The sequence below is a fragment of the Sporosarcina sp. Y352 genome, from assembly GCF_056786535.1.
In genome coordinates, this window is the sequence record NZ_JBXCJE010000005.1 from 176,733 (window position 1) to 193,586 (window position 16,854).

Annotated in this window: 13 protein-coding genes; all 13 read right to left on the minus strand. The window is 43.2% G+C overall.

The genetic code is table 11. The features are described from left to right. Nucleotides 1-56: 56 nt before the first annotated feature. Nucleotides 57-887 (minus strand): 50S ribosomal protein L2, encoded by an 831-nt coding sequence (gene rplB, locus AC1TO6_RS10720; protein ID WP_482101587.1) that lies wholly within the window; start codon nucleotides 885-887, stop codon nucleotides 57-59. Between the two features lie 46 nt (nucleotides 888-933). Beyond that, nucleotides 934-1,218 (minus strand): 50S ribosomal protein L23, encoded by a 285-nt coding sequence (rplW, locus tag AC1TO6_RS10725; protein ID WP_340792986.1) that lies wholly within the window; start codon nucleotides 1,216-1,218, stop codon nucleotides 934-936. After that, nucleotides 1,218-1,841 carry a 50S ribosomal protein L4 gene (rplD, locus tag AC1TO6_RS10730; protein ID WP_482101588.1) on the minus strand — a complete coding sequence of 208 codons (624 nt, stop codon included), beginning with the start codon at nucleotides 1,839-1,841 and terminating at the stop codon, nucleotides 1,218-1,220. Before rplD ends, rplW begins: the two co-directional genes overlap by 1 nt. Nucleotides 1,842-1,866: 25 nt before the next feature. Then, nucleotides 1,867-2,496 (minus strand): 50S ribosomal protein L3, encoded by a 630-nt coding sequence (rplC, locus tag AC1TO6_RS10735; RefSeq protein WP_482101589.1) that lies wholly within the window; start codon nucleotides 2,494-2,496, stop codon nucleotides 1,867-1,869. Between the two features lie 43 nt (nucleotides 2,497-2,539). Then, nucleotides 2,540-2,848, minus strand: coding sequence for a 30S ribosomal protein S10 (gene rpsJ, locus AC1TO6_RS10740; protein ID WP_067204744.1), 309 nt, complete (start codon nucleotides 2,846-2,848; stop codon nucleotides 2,540-2,542). Between the two features lie 255 nt (nucleotides 2,849-3,103). After that, the gene (locus AC1TO6_RS10745; RefSeq protein WP_482101590.1) at nucleotides 3,104-4,423 is read right to left on the minus strand and encodes a Na+/H+ antiporter family protein; all 1,320 of its coding nucleotides are present in this window, start codon (nucleotides 4,421-4,423) and stop codon (nucleotides 3,104-3,106) included. Between the two features lie 142 nt (nucleotides 4,424-4,565). After that, nucleotides 4,566-5,753, minus strand: a complete 1,188-nt coding sequence (gene tuf / locus AC1TO6_RS10750) for an elongation factor Tu (RefSeq protein ID WP_482101591.1) — start codon at nucleotides 5,751-5,753, stop codon at nucleotides 4,566-4,568. Nucleotides 5,754-5,884: 131 nt separating this feature from the next. Then, nucleotides 5,885-7,963, minus strand: coding sequence for an elongation factor G (fusA, locus tag AC1TO6_RS10755; RefSeq protein ID WP_482101592.1), 2,079 nt, complete (start codon nucleotides 7,961-7,963; stop codon nucleotides 5,885-5,887). A gap of 50 nt (nucleotides 7,964-8,013) precedes the next feature. After that, nucleotides 8,014-8,484, minus strand: coding sequence for a 30S ribosomal protein S7 (gene rpsG, locus AC1TO6_RS10760; protein WP_067204733.1), 471 nt, complete (start codon nucleotides 8,482-8,484; stop codon nucleotides 8,014-8,016). A 109-nt stretch (nucleotides 8,485-8,593) separates the two neighbouring features. Beyond that, nucleotides 8,594-9,016 (minus strand): 30S ribosomal protein S12, encoded by a 423-nt coding sequence (gene rpsL / locus AC1TO6_RS10765; protein ID WP_482101593.1) that lies wholly within the window; start codon nucleotides 9,014-9,016, stop codon nucleotides 8,594-8,596. Nucleotides 9,017-9,117: 101 nt separating this feature from the next. Beyond that, the gene (locus AC1TO6_RS10770) at nucleotides 9,118-9,366 is read right to left on the minus strand and encodes a ribosomal L7Ae/L30e/S12e/Gadd45 family protein (RefSeq protein WP_482101594.1); all 249 of its coding nucleotides are present in this window, start codon (nucleotides 9,364-9,366) and stop codon (nucleotides 9,118-9,120) included. Nucleotides 9,367-9,510: 144 nt separating this feature from the next. Next, nucleotides 9,511-13,098, minus strand: a complete 3,588-nt coding sequence (gene rpoC / locus AC1TO6_RS10775; protein WP_482101595.1) for a DNA-directed RNA polymerase subunit beta' — start codon at nucleotides 13,096-13,098, stop codon at nucleotides 9,511-9,513. A 129-nt stretch (nucleotides 13,099-13,227) separates the two neighbouring features. Next, nucleotides 13,228-16,761 carry a DNA-directed RNA polymerase subunit beta gene (rpoB, locus tag AC1TO6_RS10780; protein WP_482101596.1) on the minus strand — a complete coding sequence of 1,178 codons (3,534 nt, stop codon included), beginning with the start codon at nucleotides 16,759-16,761 and terminating at the stop codon, nucleotides 13,228-13,230. Between the last annotated feature and the right edge of the window lie 93 nt (nucleotides 16,762-16,854).

Sequence of the window (16,854 nt, forward strand, 5' to 3'; positions counted from 1 at the left end):
GAACCTCCCTCCGTGTCTGTACTACGGTCCATTCGTTGAACCGCAGTGCATTCAAATTATTTCTTGCGGCGACGAACGATAAGTTTGTCGGATTTGTTGTTTTTCTTACGTGTTTTATATCCAAGTGTCGGTTTACCCCAAGGAGTAACCGGCGATTTCATACCGATACCAGTTTTACCTTCACCACCACCGTGTGGGTGATCGTTAGGGTTCATGACAGAACCACGAACTGTTGGGCGTTTACCCATCCAACGTGAACGTCCTGCTTTACCGATATTGATAAGTTCGTGTTGCTCATTACCGACTTGACCAATTGTCGCGCGGCATGTTGCAAGAATCATGCGAACTTCTCCAGATTGAAGACGTACAATTACATACTTGTCTTCTCGGCCTAATAGTTGTGCAGAAGTTCCTGCAGAACGTACTAGTTGTCCGCCTTTACCTGGTTTCATTTCGATGTTGTGGATTGTAGTACCCATTGGAATGTTTTCAAGTGGAAGTGAGTTACCCACTTTGATATCTGATTCCGGGCCTGACATAATCATTGCTCCAACTACTAAACCTTTTGGAGCAAGAATGTAGCGTTTCTCTCCATCTACGTAATTGATTAGAGCAATGTTAGCTGAACGGTTTGGATCGTATTCGATCGTAGCAACGCGTCCTGGTATGCCATCTTTCCGTCGTTGGAAATCGATGACACGGTATTGGCGCTTGTGGCCTCCACCTTGGTGACGAACAGTAGTCCTACCAGTGTTGTTACGGCCGCCTTTCCGCTTAAGCGGTGCAAGCAATGATTTTTCCGGTTTGTCAGTAGTAATCTCAGCAAAATCGGATGTAGTCATGTTACGGCGTCCGTTGGAGGTAGGTTTGTATTTCTTAATCGCCATTTGTGTTCCCTCCTTCGTATAATTAGATATCTATTAGTCGTTCAAATTACATTTCGAAAAGTTCAATGTCTTTTGAGTCAGCAGTTAGTGTAACAATCGCTTTGCGGCGTCTGTTCGTATAACCAGAATGCTTACCCATACGCTTAAGTTTACCTTTGTAATTCTGTACGTTCACTTTATCAACTTGAACACCGAAGACTTCTTCGATAGCTTGCTTAATATGTGTTTTATTAGCGCGCGTGTCAACTTCGAAAGTGTACTTTTTGAATTCCATTTGTTCAGAAGTACGCTCGGTAATGACCGGACGTTTTAGAATATCACGTGCTTCCATTAACCAAGCACCTCCTCTATTTTTTGCACCGCTGCTTTTGTCATAACAAGTTTGTCGTGACCAATAAGGTCAAGTACATTGATACCTGTAGCTGTTACTACACTGATTCCAGGGATGTTACGTGCGGACAATGCCACAGTTTCATCTAGGTCTGCAGTTACAATCAATGCTTTTCTGTCAATCGAAAGATCAGCAAGTACTTTGATGAATTCTTTTGTTTTTGGTGCTTCGAATGTTAGTCCTTCAAGAATGATTACTTCTTCGTCGCGAACTTTCGTAGAAAGTGCTGAAAGAAGAGCCAACCTGCGGACTTTCTTCGGTAATTTGTAGCTGTAGCTTCTTGGAGTTGGACCGAATACGATACCGCCTCCACGCCATTGTGGTGATCGAATCGAACCTTGACGGGCACGACCTGTACCTTTTTGGCGCCATGGCTTACGTCCACCACCAGCTACTTGTCCGCGGCTTTTCACTTTATGGTTACCTTGACGCAATGAAGCACGTTGGCTAACTAATGCTTCGAATAAAACAGATTCATTCGGCTCGATGCCAAAGATTGCTTCATTTAGCTCGATGTCTCCGACAGAAGTTCCTGCCTGATTTAATACGGTTACTTTAGGCATTCCTGTTTCCTCCTTCCTTTAGTAGTTAGTTCCCTTTGATTGCGCTGCGCACTTGTAGAAGTGATTTGCGTGCTCCAGGAACGTTACCTTTAACTAGTAACAAGTTACGTTCAATGTCAACCCGTACAATTTCAAGGTTTTGAACTGTTACTGTTTTACCGCCCATACGGCCCGGCATTTTTTTACCTTTGAATACACGTTGTGCATCTACAGATCCAATTGAACCTGGTGCGCGGTGATGACGTGATCCGTGAGTCATAGGTCCGCGTGAATATCCGTGACGCTTGATAACACCTTGGAACCCTTTACCTTTTGATGTGCCTGTAATATCAACGATATCGCCTTCAGCGAAAGTATCGACTTTGACTTCTTGACCAATTTCGTAGCCACTAACGTCTAATTCGCGGAATTCACGAATGAAGCGCTTAGGTGCAGTATCAGCTTTTGCAACGTGCCCTTTTTCAGGTTTGTTAGCAAGCTTTTCGCGTTTATCTTCAAATCCGATTTGGATTGATTCGTAGCCGTCCGTTTCTTTTGTCTTCTTTTGAAGAACAACGTTTTGTCCAGCTTCAATCACAGTTACCGGGATAAGATCTCCGTTTTCAGCAAAAATTTGCGTCATACCGAGTTTTCTTCCCAAGATTCCTTTGGTCATTTAGTCCACCTCCTGAATTAATGTGTGTTTTATTTTGTATCGATTAAAGTTTAATTTCAATGTCTACGCCTGATGGTAAATCGAGTTTCATTAAAGCGTCGACAGTTTGTGGTGTCGGATTAACGATATCGATAAGACGTTTATGAGTACGCATTTCGAACTGTTCGCGCGAATCTTTGTATTTATGTACCGCACGAAGAATCGTGTAGACAGTTCTTTCAGTCGGTAGTGGAATCGGACCCGATACACTAGCACCCGAACGTTTTGCTGTTTCTACGATCTTTTCAGCCGATTGATCAAGAATTCTATGATCATATGCTTTTAAACGAATACGAATCTTTTGTTTTGCCATTATTTTCCCTCCCTTGCGCCTATTTTGTTATAGACATTCTCCGCGAAAATTTCCCACACACATGCCATGGCAAAGCGGCCTGGTGTGTCGGCAACCTCTCGCTTCATCGCAGTCAAAGACCAACATTCAATATTATACACAAAGAAAAAGAATCTCGCAAGTGTTTTGGCGGAATTCTTTTTCTCAACTTTATTATTATAATTCTTTCTCTCCATTTTTGCAACACAGAGCTTAATAGTCCGAAAAATTTATTTATCAGTTTAGATACATTACTGTTATCCATCCGAACACCAACAACGGAATGTTGTAATGAATGAACGTTGGTACACATGTGTCCCATATATGATTATGCTGACCATCCACGTCAAGTCCAGCAGTCGGTCCAAGTGTAGAGTCAGATGCAGGCGAGCCTGCGTCTCCCAGGGCCGCTGCAGTTCCTATGAGTGCGATGATTGATAACGTACTGAAACCGAAGGCCATACTAAGCGGTACAAAGATTGAAGTGATAATTGGAATCGTAGCAAATGATGATCCTATGCCCATCGTGACAATCAAACCGACCATAAGCATTACAAAAGCAGCGATTCCTTTACTGTCACCAAGAACGGTACTTGCATATTCCACAAGCGTAACAATATGACCCGTCTCTTGAAGCACAGCAGCAAATCCATTCGCCGAAATCATAACGAAGCCGACAAACGCCATCATGCGCATTCCTTCATTGATAAGACCATCAGCATCTTTCCATTTTAGTGCCCCTGTAATATATAGAATTGTGATACCGGTTACGGCACCTGCAATCATCGAATCTGTTGGTATTTGTACTGCAAGGGTACCGATAAGCGCAACCACTGTAAAGACGATATTGCGTTTCTTCACAATAACTACCTCTTCGGCAAATTCAATTCGCTTATCCGCATACTCTCTTGGTTTACGATAAGAGAAGAAGATCGCAATCAGTAGTCCAACCACCAAGCCCAGAACAGGAAATGCCATTGCTTTCGGGATATCTGCCATGTTGATTGCTAGTCCAGATGCTTCCATTTGAATAGCGAGAATCTCGTGGAAGATGAATCCATAGCCATATGGCAGTAGGATATATGGAGCCGTTAATCCAAATGTCAGAACGGAAGCAATTAAACGACGATCCACTTTCAACAAATTTAAAATATGTAGAACTGGCGGTACTATTAACGGTATGAATGCAATATGAATAGGTATAAGATTTTGTGAGAACAAAGCCATCGTTAGAAGAACTAATATAATTAGAACTTTTCCGAGACCGGTTCTGTCCGCTTCCCCATCTCTCTTTACAATTCGTAGCATTGCAGCTACCAGTAGCTGTGGAATACCAGTTTTAGAGATTGCAACAGCAAATCCGCCAAGTAACGCGTAACTTAGGGCAATGGTTGCACCGGCTCCTAGCCCACCCGTAAATGAAGTTATCGTCTCATTTAATGACAAACCACCTGCAAATCCGCCAATAATTGCTCCTGCAACAAGAGCCAACACGACGTTAACCCGCAGTAAACTTAATATAAGCATTATTCCTACAGCAATTAGTACAGCGTTCATGTATTTTCCTCCCGAATGTTTCTTTAGTCAGTTAAAGCGTTGAAGTGACTATATTAAGATAACAAAGGGTGTTTCATCTGTCAATGGAAATTCAAGGACAAAAAAATCCCGCCACAATGGGCGGGATTTAAAAGGTAACGAATTATTTAATGATTGTTGCTACAACGCCAGCGCCTACAGTACGTCCACCCTCACGGATAGAGAATTTCGTACCTTCTTCAAGAGCGATTGGAGCAATCAAATCGATTGTCATTTCAACGTTATCGCCAGGCATAACCATTTCTACGCCTTCTGGAAGCTCGATAACACCAGTCACGTCAGTTGTACGGAAGTAGAACTGTGGACGGTAGTTAGAGAAGAATGGAGTATGACGTCCACCCTCTTCTTTTGAAAGAACATAAACTTCAGATGAAAATTTAGTGTGTGGAATGATAGTACCTGGTTTAGCAAGTACTTGCCCACGTTGGATATCGTCACGTGATACACCACGAAGTAGTGCACCAATGTTGTCGCCAGCTTCTGCATAGTCAAGAAGTTTACGGAACATTTCTACGCCTGTTACAGTAGTAGCTTTCGGTTCTTCAACGATACCGATGATATCAACAACATCACCGATTTTAACTACTCCACGCTCAACGCGACCAGTAGCAACAGTTCCACGTCCTGTGATTGAGAATACATCCTCAACAGGCATCATGAATGGTTTTTCAGTATCACGTGGTGGTGTAGGGATATATTCATCAACAGCATTCATAAGCTCCATGATTTTATCTTCCCAAGCTTCTTCACCTTCAAGTGCTTTAAGAGCAGATCCTTTGATGACAGGAATGTCATCGCCAGGGAAATCGTATTCAGAAAGAAGGTCACGAATTTCCATTTCTACTAATTCAAGAAGTTCTTCGTCATCAACCATGTCACATTTGTTCATGAAGACAACTAGGTAAGGAACACCTACTTGACGTGAAAGAAGAATGTGCTCACGTGTTTGTGGCATAGGGCCGTCAGCTGCAGAAACAACTAGGATACCGCCGTCCATTTGAGCTGCACCAGTGATCATGTTTTTAACGTAATCCGCGTGACCTGGGCAGTCAACGTGTGCGTAGTGACGTGTTGCAGTTTCATATTCAACGTGTGAAGTATTGATTGTGATTCCGCGTTCTTTTTCTTCAGGTGCGTTGTCAACGTCAGCATATGATGCTGCAGTTCCACCTAATTTTTTTGCAAGAACTGTTGCAATTGCTGCAGTTAGTGTTGTTTTACCATGGTCGACGTGACCAATTGTACCTACGTTAGCATGCTGCTTGGAACGGTCGAATTTTTCTTTTCCCATTATGGAAATCCTCCTCGAAATATAAAAGTTATTTTTGTTTTTATATATAGTTATAGGTGTTAAAGGGGGGCCCCCCTTTAACTGCCCATATCTACTACTTACATTTTAATTAGAAACAAATTAGAATGCTATTATTCGCCTTTGTTTTTCTTGACAATTTCTTCTGCAACTGATTTCGGCACTTCTTCATAGTGATCAAATGCCATTGAGAAGTTTCCGCGTCCTTGTGTGTTAGAACGTAGAGATGTTGCGTAACCAAACATATTAGCTAGTGGAACCATTGCACGAACTACTTGTGAATTACCACGAGCGTCCATTCCTTCTACACGGCCACGGCGTGATGTAACATCACCCATGATATCGCCCATGTATTCTTCAGGAATTTGAACTTCTACTTTCATCATCGGTTCAAGTAGAACCGGGTTAACTTTTGATACTGCGTTTTTAAGTGCCATAGAAGCAGCAATTTTAAACGCCATTTCGTTGGAGTCGACATCATGATAAGAACCGTCGAATAGACGAGCTTTAATGTCAATCAAAGGATAACCAGCAATTACACCATTATCTAGTGAATCACGGATACCTGCTTCAACTGCAGGGATATATTCACGTGGAACTGATCCCCCAACGATGTTGTTAATGAATTCAAATCCTTTTCCTTCTTCGTTAGGAGAGAATTCGATCCAAACGTGACCAAACTGTCCACGTCCACCGGATTGACGCACGAACTTACCTTCAACTTCCGCCGAAGAACGGAATGTTTCACGATAAGACACTTGCGGTGCTCCGACGTTAGCTTCAACGTTGAATTCACGACGCATACGATCTACAAGAACGTCAAGATGCAATTCACCCATACCAGCGATGATTACTTCTCCTGTTTCTTGGTCTGTATGTGCGCGGAATGTAGGGTCTTCCTCTTGAAGCTTAGCAAGAGCCATACCCATTTTATCTTGGTCGGCTTTCGTTTTCGGTTCAACAGAAAGTGAAATTACTGGTTCTGGGAAGTCCATTGACTCAAGAATTACAGGCGCGCTAGCATCACATAGTGTGTCACCAGTTCCTGTATCTTTAAGTCCAACTGCAGCAGCAATTTCCCCTGAATGTACTTCAGAGATTTCTTCACGTGAGTTAGCATGCATTTGTAGAATACGTCCTACGCGTTCACGCTTACCTTTTGAAGCATTCTGTACGTATGATCCTGATTGAAGAACACCAGAATACACACGGAAGAATGTTAGTTTACCTACATAAGGATCCGTCATAACTTTGAAAGCTAATGCCGAGAAGGGCTCTGAATCGTCTGAGTGACGCTCAACTTCTTCATCAGTTTCAGGATTTGTTCCTTTCATAGGCGGGATGTCAAGTGGAGATGGAAGATAGTCGATAACAGCATCAAGAACAAGTTGTACACCTTTGTTTTTGAAAGCAGTCCCACATACAACCGGATAGAATTCAACAGCTAATGTCGCATTACGAATCGCTTTTTTGATTTCATCGTTTGTAATTTCTTCTTCATCCAAGAATTTATTCATAAGTGCTTCATCGAATTCAGCAACCGCTTCAATTAGTTTTTCACGGTATTCTGCAGCTTGCTCACGATATTCTTCTGGAATTTCTCTAACTTCAGCGTTTAGGCCTGTATCATCTTCGTAGAAAACTGCGTTCATTTCAACTAAATCGATAATTGCAGCGAAAGTATCTTCCGCACCAATCGGCAATTGAATTGGATGTGCGTTTGCTCCAAGACGGTCAACAAGTGTGCCTACTGAGTAAAGGAAATCAGCACCAGTTTTATCCATTTTGTTAACGAAAACCAGACGTGGAACGCCGTAGTTTGTCGCTTGACGCCAAACTGTTTCTGTTTGTGGTTCAACACCCGATTGAGCGTCAAGCACTGTTACAGCCCCATCAAGAACACGAAGTGAACGTTCAACTTCAACAGTGAAGTCTACGTGACCCGGAGTATCAATGATGTTTACGCGGTGGTTTTTCCATTCAGCCGTTGTAGCAGCTGAAGTGATTGTGATTCCGCGTTCTTGCTCCTGCTCCATCCAGTCCATTTGAGATGCACCTTCGTGCGTTTCCCCGATTTTGTGGATTTTACCAGTGTAATAAAGTATCCGTTCAGTTGTCGTTGTTTTACCAGCGTCAATGTGAGCCATGATACCAATGTTACGTGTATTCTCTAAGGAGAATTTTCTAGCCATTATATGATCTCCTTCCGTCTTGGATTAGAGTAGTTATGAATCGCTTGAGCTTACCAGCGATAGTGAGCGAATGCTTTGTTAGCATCAGCCATTTTGTGCATTTCTTCACGGCGTTTCACAGAAGCACCAGTGTTGTTGGAAGCATCAAGGATTTCATTCGCAAGACGTTCTTCCATTGTTTTTTCTCCGCGTGTGCGTGAGTAGTTAACAAGGTAACGAAGTCCAAGAGTTGTACGGCGATCAGGACGTACTTCAACTGGTACTTGATAGTTTGCTCCACCTACACGGCGTGCTTTAACTTCAAGAACTGGCATTACATTAGTAAGTGCCGCTTCGAATACTTCAAGTGGATCTTTTCCAGAACGTTCTTTCACTAGCTCGAACGCACCATAGAGGATTTTTTGAGATGTACCTTTTTTACCGTCAACCATCATTTTATTAATAAGACGTGAAACGAGCTTCGAATTGTAAATCGGATCCGGAAGTACGTCACGTTTCGCAACAGGGCCTTTACGTGGCATGTTGTATTCCTCCTTTCAAGTTTTTAAGCGTTTGCCGCTTAAATAACCTTCAATCATCATTTTTTAAGCGGGTTTTGCTTAACTATCATTTTGAATTTATGTTGTGTAATTAGTTTTTCTTAACTTTTGGTTTTTTAGCTCCGTACTTAGAACGGCTTTGTAGACGTCCAGTTACACCAGCTGTATCAAGTGCTCCACGAACGATGTGGTAACGAACACCTGGTAAATCTTTTACGCGTCCTCCGCGAAGAAGAACAACACTATGCTCTTGAAGGTTGTGACCTTCACCGCCGATGTATGCGTTGACTTCCAATTGGTTCGTCAAGCGTACACGTGCATATTTACGAAGAGCCGAGTTTGGCTTTTTCGGTGTCATTGTACCAACACGCGTACAAACACCTCTTTTTTGTGGTGAGTTTACGTTTGTTGTAGCTTTTTTGAAGCTGTTATAGCTTTTTCCAAGTGCTGGAGATTTAGATCCTGCCACTTTTGTCTTACGTGGTTTACGGACCAATTGATTAATTGTAGGCATCGATTTTTCCTCCTTCCGAACTTCTTTTGTAAGACCACACATCCAGGTGGTTCATTTTTGGGGTAAAAACAAAGTCTTTGTGCTAATCTGCACAAAAACTATTAATCAGTAATCGCAACCACAGCTGCACCGACTTGAATGCCACATGCATTTCCGAGTTTTTCTCTCGAATCAACATACGTTACTTGAACGTTATGAAGTTCGGCCTCCTCCATCACTGGAGCAATAATCCGTCCTTCTGCATCCTGCGCAATAATAACTTCTATCACTATCCCTGCACGGATTGCTTTCACTGCCTGCTTTGTACCGATGATCGTCTTCTTTGCCTGCTCAACTTTTTCATAAGACATTTCCATATCCTCCAAAGTACAGACATCAACTATCAACCTTTTGTATTTTATCACCTGTATCGGTAACTGTCAACACTTTCAATAATAAATGGGAAGGAAGTCTTTCGAGTTCCCCCATTTACTGTTGAGTTAAAGACTTCAAACTTATTTCGTTACACTTTTTTCTTTATCCTGTTCCATAACGATGTGACGGTAACGCTGCATTCCTGTTCCAGCTGGAACAAGTTTCCCGATAATGACGTTTTCTTTCAAGCCGAGTAGCTCGTCGGTTTTCCCTTTGATGGCTGCATCTGTCAAGACACGAGTTGTTTCTTGGAAAGAAGCTGCCGATAAGAAGGATTCCGTTTCGAGTGAAGCTTTCGTAATACCGAGAATAACAGGACGACAAGTCGCCGGAACTTTGTTGACTTTAAGCACTTCCGCATTCGCATCTGAGAATTGATGGATGTCGAGTAGTGAACCCGGTAATAGATCCGTGTCCCCTGCTTCGATGATGCGCACTTTACGAAGCATTTGGCGAACCATTACTTCAATGTGCTTATCACCGATTTCAACACCCTGACTGCGGTAAACTTTTTGAACTTCTTTCAAGAGATAGACTTGAACGGTAACGACGTCTTTGACAACAATCAGTTCTTTCGGATCGATAGAACCTTCTGTTATCACTTCACCCCGGTCAATCGTATCACCGACCTCAACTTTAAGACGGGCGTTGTATGGCGTCAGGTATTTCCGCGTTTCTACATCGCCTTGAATTGTAATTTCTTTCTGACCTTCACGAATTTCATCAATTTCGACGATTTCACCTTTGATTTCCGAAATGACTGCAACCCCTTTTGGATTACGTGATTCGAAAATTTCCTGGATACGTGGAAGACCTTGTGTTATATCAGACCCTGCAACTCCACCTGTATGGAACGTACGCATTGTAAGCTGTGTACCCGGCTCGCCGATTGATTGTGCAGCGATAATACCAACTGCTTCACCAACTTCAACTGTTTCACCTGTTGCCAAGTTAATGCCGTAACATAATTTACAAACACCGTGTTTCGTATTACATGTGAACGCAGAACGGATTGTTATTTGTTCAAGTCCCGCATCCAAAATGGCACGAGCTGCATCAGCCGTAATTAAGCCATCACGTTTAAGGATTAGGGCACCTGTTTCAGGATGGTAGATTGTTTTCTTCGTGTGACGGCCTTCGATACGTTCATCCAGACCTTCGATAACTTCTGTTCCATCCATAAGCGCACCGATATCCAATCCACGATCTGTACCACAATCATCTTCACGGACGATGACGTCTTGTGCAACGTCAACTAGTCGACGTGTCAAGTAACCTGAGTCAGCTGTCTTAAGGGCTGTATCGGCAAGTCCTTTACGAGCACCGTGTGTCGAGATGAAGTACTCAAGCACTGTTAGACCTTCACGGAATGACGATTTGATTGGAAGTTCAATGATTCGTCCTGCCGGGTTGGCCATCAGACCACGCATACCAGCTAGCTGCGTAAAGTTAGATGCGTTACCCCGTGCGCCCGAATCACTCATCATGTAGATCGGGTTAGAGTGATCAAGTGAATCCATCAGTTTGTCCTGAATTACATCCTTGGCATGACTCCAGTAAGAGATAACGCGATCATATCGCTCTTCCTCAGTAATCAGACCACGACGGAACTGTTGTAGTACTTTATCCACTTTGTCTTGTGCTTCATTCAAGATGTCATCTTTATTCGGCAAAACGACGATATCGGAAATACCGATTGTAATTCCTGCACGAGTAGAGTATTTGAATCCAAGGTTTTTCATACGGTCAAGCATTTTCGACGTTTCTGTAATATGGAAACGTTTAAAGATTTCCGCAATAATATTACCTAGGATTTTTTTCTTGAAAGGTTCAATTAAATCCATTTCAGCTAAATGGTCCTTTATGTTGACAGTACCACTTACGAAATACTTATCTGGTGTTTCAATTTGTAAGTTGAAATCTGTCGGCTCGTTAATATACGGGAACGATTTAGGCAGAATCTCGTTGAAAATAACTTTACCAACCGTTGTTAGTAGTAGTTTTGAATTTTGTTCTTCATTGAAAGTAGGGTTGTTCAAAGTACTTGCCTGAAGAGCAATACGTGAATGAAGATGCACATGACCGTTATGGTAAGCGATAAGTGCTTCGTCCGCACTGCTGAAGGAAGTTCCTTCACCTGATGCTCCTTTACGTTCCAATGTGAGGTAATAGTTTCCTAACACCATATCTTGAGACGGAGTAACAACTGGTTTCCCATCTTTCGGGTTCAATATATTTTGTGCCGCTAACATAAGAAGACGCGCTTCAGCTTGTGCTTCTGCCGATAACGGAACGTGGACTGCCATTTGGTCACCATCAAAGTCAGCGTTGTAAGCTGTACAAACGAGTGGATGAAGCGTAATTGCACGCCCTTCTACAAGGATTGGTTCAAATGCCTGGATACCCAGTCTGTGAAGAGTCGGGGCACGGTTCAATAAGACCGGATGCTCCTTGATGACTTCTTCTAGAACGTCCCATACTTCTGAATGTAGACGCTCAATTTTACGTTTAGCACTCTTAATATTATGTGCTAGACCACGTTCAACAAGTTCTTTCATTACAAAAGGTTTGAACAATTCAATAGCCATTTCTTTCGGCAAACCACACTGATACATTTTCAGGTTAGGCCCTACGACGATTACGGAACGACCAGAATAGTCAACCCGTTTTCCAAGTAAGTTTTGACGGAAACGACCTTGTTTACCTTTCAGCATATGTGAAAGGGATTTGAGTGGACGGTTACCCGGTCCAGTAACTGGACGGCCACGACGACCATTATCGATAAGTGCATCGACTGCTTCTTGCAGCATCCGCTTCTCATTCTGAACAATGATGCCCGGTGCTCCAAGATCTAAGAGGCGTTTCAATCTATTGTTCCGGTTGATGACCCTTCGGTACAAATCATTCAAGTCGGATGTTGCAAAACGTCCTCCGTCAAGTTGTACCATCGGGCGTAGTTCCGGTGGGATGACTGGCAATACTTCTAGCACCATCCACTCAGGCTTATTGCCTGAATTACGGAATGCCTCAACGACTTCAAGGCGTCGAATCGCACGTGTGCGGCGTTGTCCTTGAACAGTTTTCAACTCTTCTTTTAAGAACTCCATCTCTTTTTCAAGATCGATTGCCGCAAGTAGTCGCTCAATCGCTTCAGCACCCATGAGTGCTTGGAATTTAGTTCCGTATTTTTCGCGGTAGATGCGATATTCTCTTTCGGATAGCAACTGCTTTCTTTCAAGCGGTGTATCCGCAGGGTCAACTACTACATAAGATGCGAAGTAAATAATTTCTTCCAAAGCACGTGGTGTCATATCGAGTATGAGTCCCATACGGCTTGGAATTCCTTTGAAGTACCAAATATGCGTCACTGGAGCTGCTAGTTCAATATGCCCCATGCGTTCACGGCGAACTTTTTGACGCGTCACTTCTACTCCACAACGGTCACAAACGACGCCTTTATAACGTACGCGTTTATATTTTCCGCAATGACATTCCCAATCTTTCGTAGGTCCGAAAATACGTTCACAGAACAGACCGTCTTTTTCGGGCTTCAACGTACGATAGTTAATTGTTTCCGGCTTTTTAACTTCACCATATGACCATGATCGAATCTTATCTGACGAAGCAAGGCCGATCTTCATATACTCAAAATTATTTACATCTATCAAGGAGCCTACCTCCCTTTAGTCTTATCGCTGCATTTGGCTTTTCCGAGCAGGCGCACACATTATATTGAATAGAGAAAGGGGAAGATGTGCATTTCCCCTTTGAACCATTTATATCATTCACTAGGCAAATCAAACTGTTTGATCTTCTTTTATCAGATTCAGAGCATCTGTCGGTTGCATATCGTCATCTTCATCAAGATCACGCAACTCGATTTCTTCAAGGTCAATCGATAACATTTTAACGTCCAAACCAAGGCTTTGAAGTTCTTTTATTAGAACTTTGAATGATTCAGGAACACCCGGTTGTGGAACGCTTTCACCTTTAACAATTGCTTCATACGTCTTCACACGTCCTACAACATCATCCGACTTCACAGTCAGAATCTCTTGAAGCGTATATGCAGCACCGTATGCTTCTAGCGCCCACACTTCCATCTCTCCGAAACGCTGTCCACCAAACTGAGCTTTACCGCCCAGTGGCTGTTGTGTAACGAGTGAGTAAGGTCCTGTTGAACGAGCGTGCAATTTATCGTCGACCATATGCGCCAATTTGATAAGGTACATAACACCAACAGATACACGGTTGTCGAAAGTTTCGCCTGAACGACCATCATAAAGTACCGTTTTTCCATCTCGGTCCATACCGGACTCTTCCATCGTTTCCCAAACGTCCTGTTCATTCGCTCCGTCAAATACGGGCGATGCCATATGAATCCCAAGACTGCGGGATGCCATACCAAGGTGCATTTCAAGAACCTGTCCGATATTCATACGTGATGGTACGCCAAGCGGGTTAAGCATGACGTCGATTGGTGTGCCATCCGGCAAGTAAGGCATATCTGCTTCAGGCAAGATGCGAGAAATAACCCCTTTGTTACCGTGACGTCCAGCCATCTTATCCCCAACGGATATTTTACGTTTCTGAACGATATACGCGCGCACCAATTGGTTAACACCTGGCGGCAATTCATCTCCGTCTTCACGGTTGAATACCTTAACATCCAGAACGATTCCGCTAGCCCCGTGAGGTACTTTCAGGGATGTATCACGGACTTCACGAGCCTTTTCACCGAAGATTGCATGTAAAAGCCTTTCTTCAGCAGTCAGTTCAGTTACGCCTTTCGGTGTCACTTTCCCGACTAGGATATCTCCATCACGCACTTCAGCACCAACACGGATGATTCCACGGTCATCCAAGTTACGGAGCGCTTCTTCACCTACGTTAGGAATGTCGCGCGTGATTTCTTCAGGGCCGAGTTTAGTATCCCGTGCTTCAGATTCGTATTCTTCGATATGCACCGATGTGAATACATCATCTTTCACAAGTCGTTCACTCATGATAATAGCATCTTCATAGTTGAAGCCATCCCATGTCATGAAGGCAGTTAGAACGTTACGACCAAGCGCAAGTTCTCCTTGTTCCATTGAAGGACCATCTGCAAGAATGTCAAGTGGCTTAACTCTGTCTCCTACACTACAAATAGGACGTTGGTTGTAACAAGTTCCCTGATTCGAGCGGATGAAGTTTTCTAGATGATGTATTACAAGATCACCCTTCACTTCTTTGCCATCCACGGTTTCAATGCGACGAACGCGGATTTCTCTCGCTTCAACATGCTCGACAATTCCATCAAACTTCGCAAGTACAGCTGCACCTGAATCGCGTGCTGATATGTGTTCCATACCAGTTCCTACGAAAGGTGCTTCCGGATTGAGAAGAGGAACAGCTTGACGTTGCATGTTCGCTCCCATAAGGGCACGGTTAGAGTCATCGTTTTCTAAAAATGGAATACATGCAGTTGCCGCAGAAACTACTTGTTTAGGCGAAACATCCATATAGTCGATTTGTTCGCGTTTAAATACTGTATTATCCCCTTGGAAACGTCCAACGACTCCTTCACTAACGAAAGAACCATCTTCTGAAAGGATTGCATTTGCTTGAGCCACGACGTAATTATCTTCTACATCTGCAGTCAAGTAATCAATTTTGGCGGTGACCTTACCAGAGACAGGGTCAACTTTGCGGTATGGCGTTTCAATGAATCCGAACTTGTTCACTTTCGCAAATGTTGAAAGTGAGTTAATCAGCCCGATATTCGGTCCCTCTGGTGTTTCAATTGGACACATGCGTCCGTAATGGGAGTAGTGAACGTCACGTACTTCCATTCCTGCACGTTCCCTTGTTAAACCACCAGGCCCTAATGCTGACAGCCTCCGTTTGTGTGTTAATTCGGCAAGCGGATTTGTCTGGTCCATGAACTGGGACAATTGTGAACTACCAAAGAACTCTTTAATCGATGCGATAACAGGGCGGATGTTAATCAGCTGCTGCGGTACAATCGACTGCGTATCATTTATAGACATACGTTCTTTTACGACACGCTCCATTCGGGAAAGCCCGATACGGAATTGATTTTGAAGTAGTTCGCCTACAGAGCGCAGACGACGGTTACCGAGATGATCGATATCATCCGTATTACCTACCCCATGGAGAAGGTTGAAGAAATAACTGATTGAAGCAACAATATCTGCCGGCGTGACATGTTTAATAGAATCATCGACATACGCGTTGGATATTACGTTGATTACTTGCTTTTCTTCACTTTTCGGAGAATAGATTTTAATGGACTGGATTGTTATCTTTTCTTCAAGAACTCCACTTGCGTGGGTAATCTCTTCAAAGCCGATACCTTTTTCCAAATGCGGAAGCAGTTTGTCCAATGCGCGACGATCGATGAGTTGGTCTTTCTCCAGTAAAATTTCGCCTGTTTCAGGATCGACAAGCGTTTCAGCTAGCGTCTGATTGAAAAGACGGTTTTGAACATGAAGTTTCTTATTCATCTTGTAGCGTCCAACATTGGCTAAATCGTATCTCTTTGCATCGAAGAATCGAGAGAATAACAGGTTTTTCGCACTATCAAGTGTTGGTGGCTCACCCGGGCGAAGACGTTCGTATATTTCGAGTAATGCTTTTTCAGATGTTTCCGTGTTGTCCTTCTCTAGCGTGTTGCGCAAATACTCGTTATCACCGATTAAATCAATGATCTCCTGGTCGGATGAAAATCCGAGCGCGCGAAGGAGTACTGTAACAGGCAATTTACGAGTCCGATCAATTCGGACGTGGACAACATCTTTTGCATCTGTTTCATATTCCAACCAAGCACCACGGTTTGGAATGACAGTTGCACCGAAACCACGTTTACCGTTTTTGTCCGTCTTATCACTGAAATAAACACTCGGTGATCGAACGAGTTGTGAGACAATAACCCTCTCAGCACCATTAATGACAAACGTACCATTTTCCGTCATCAGCGGGAAATCTCCCATAAAGACGTCTTGTTCTTTTACTTCTTCCGTCTCTTTATTATGGAGACGTACCTTGACGCGGATTGGAGCTGCGAACGTAACATCGCGCTCTTTTGACTCTTCAACAGGGTATTTAGGCTCCCCAAGAGTATAATCGATGAATTCCAACGAAAGATTTCCCGTAAAATCTGAAATCGGGGAAATATCGTGGAACATATCCATCATTCCTTCTTCCATGAACCACTCATAAGATGCCGTCTGGATTTCAATCAGATTCGGCAGATCGAGCACTTCGCTGATCCGTGCGAAACTCCTCCGCTGACGGTGTTGACCATACTGTACTAGATGACCTGTCAACTCTTTCACCCCTTATAAAACAATATTAGGTCTTTTCGAAATCACAAATATAGTGTATGATATCGAAAAAACAAAAAGAAAACGAGTTCCGGC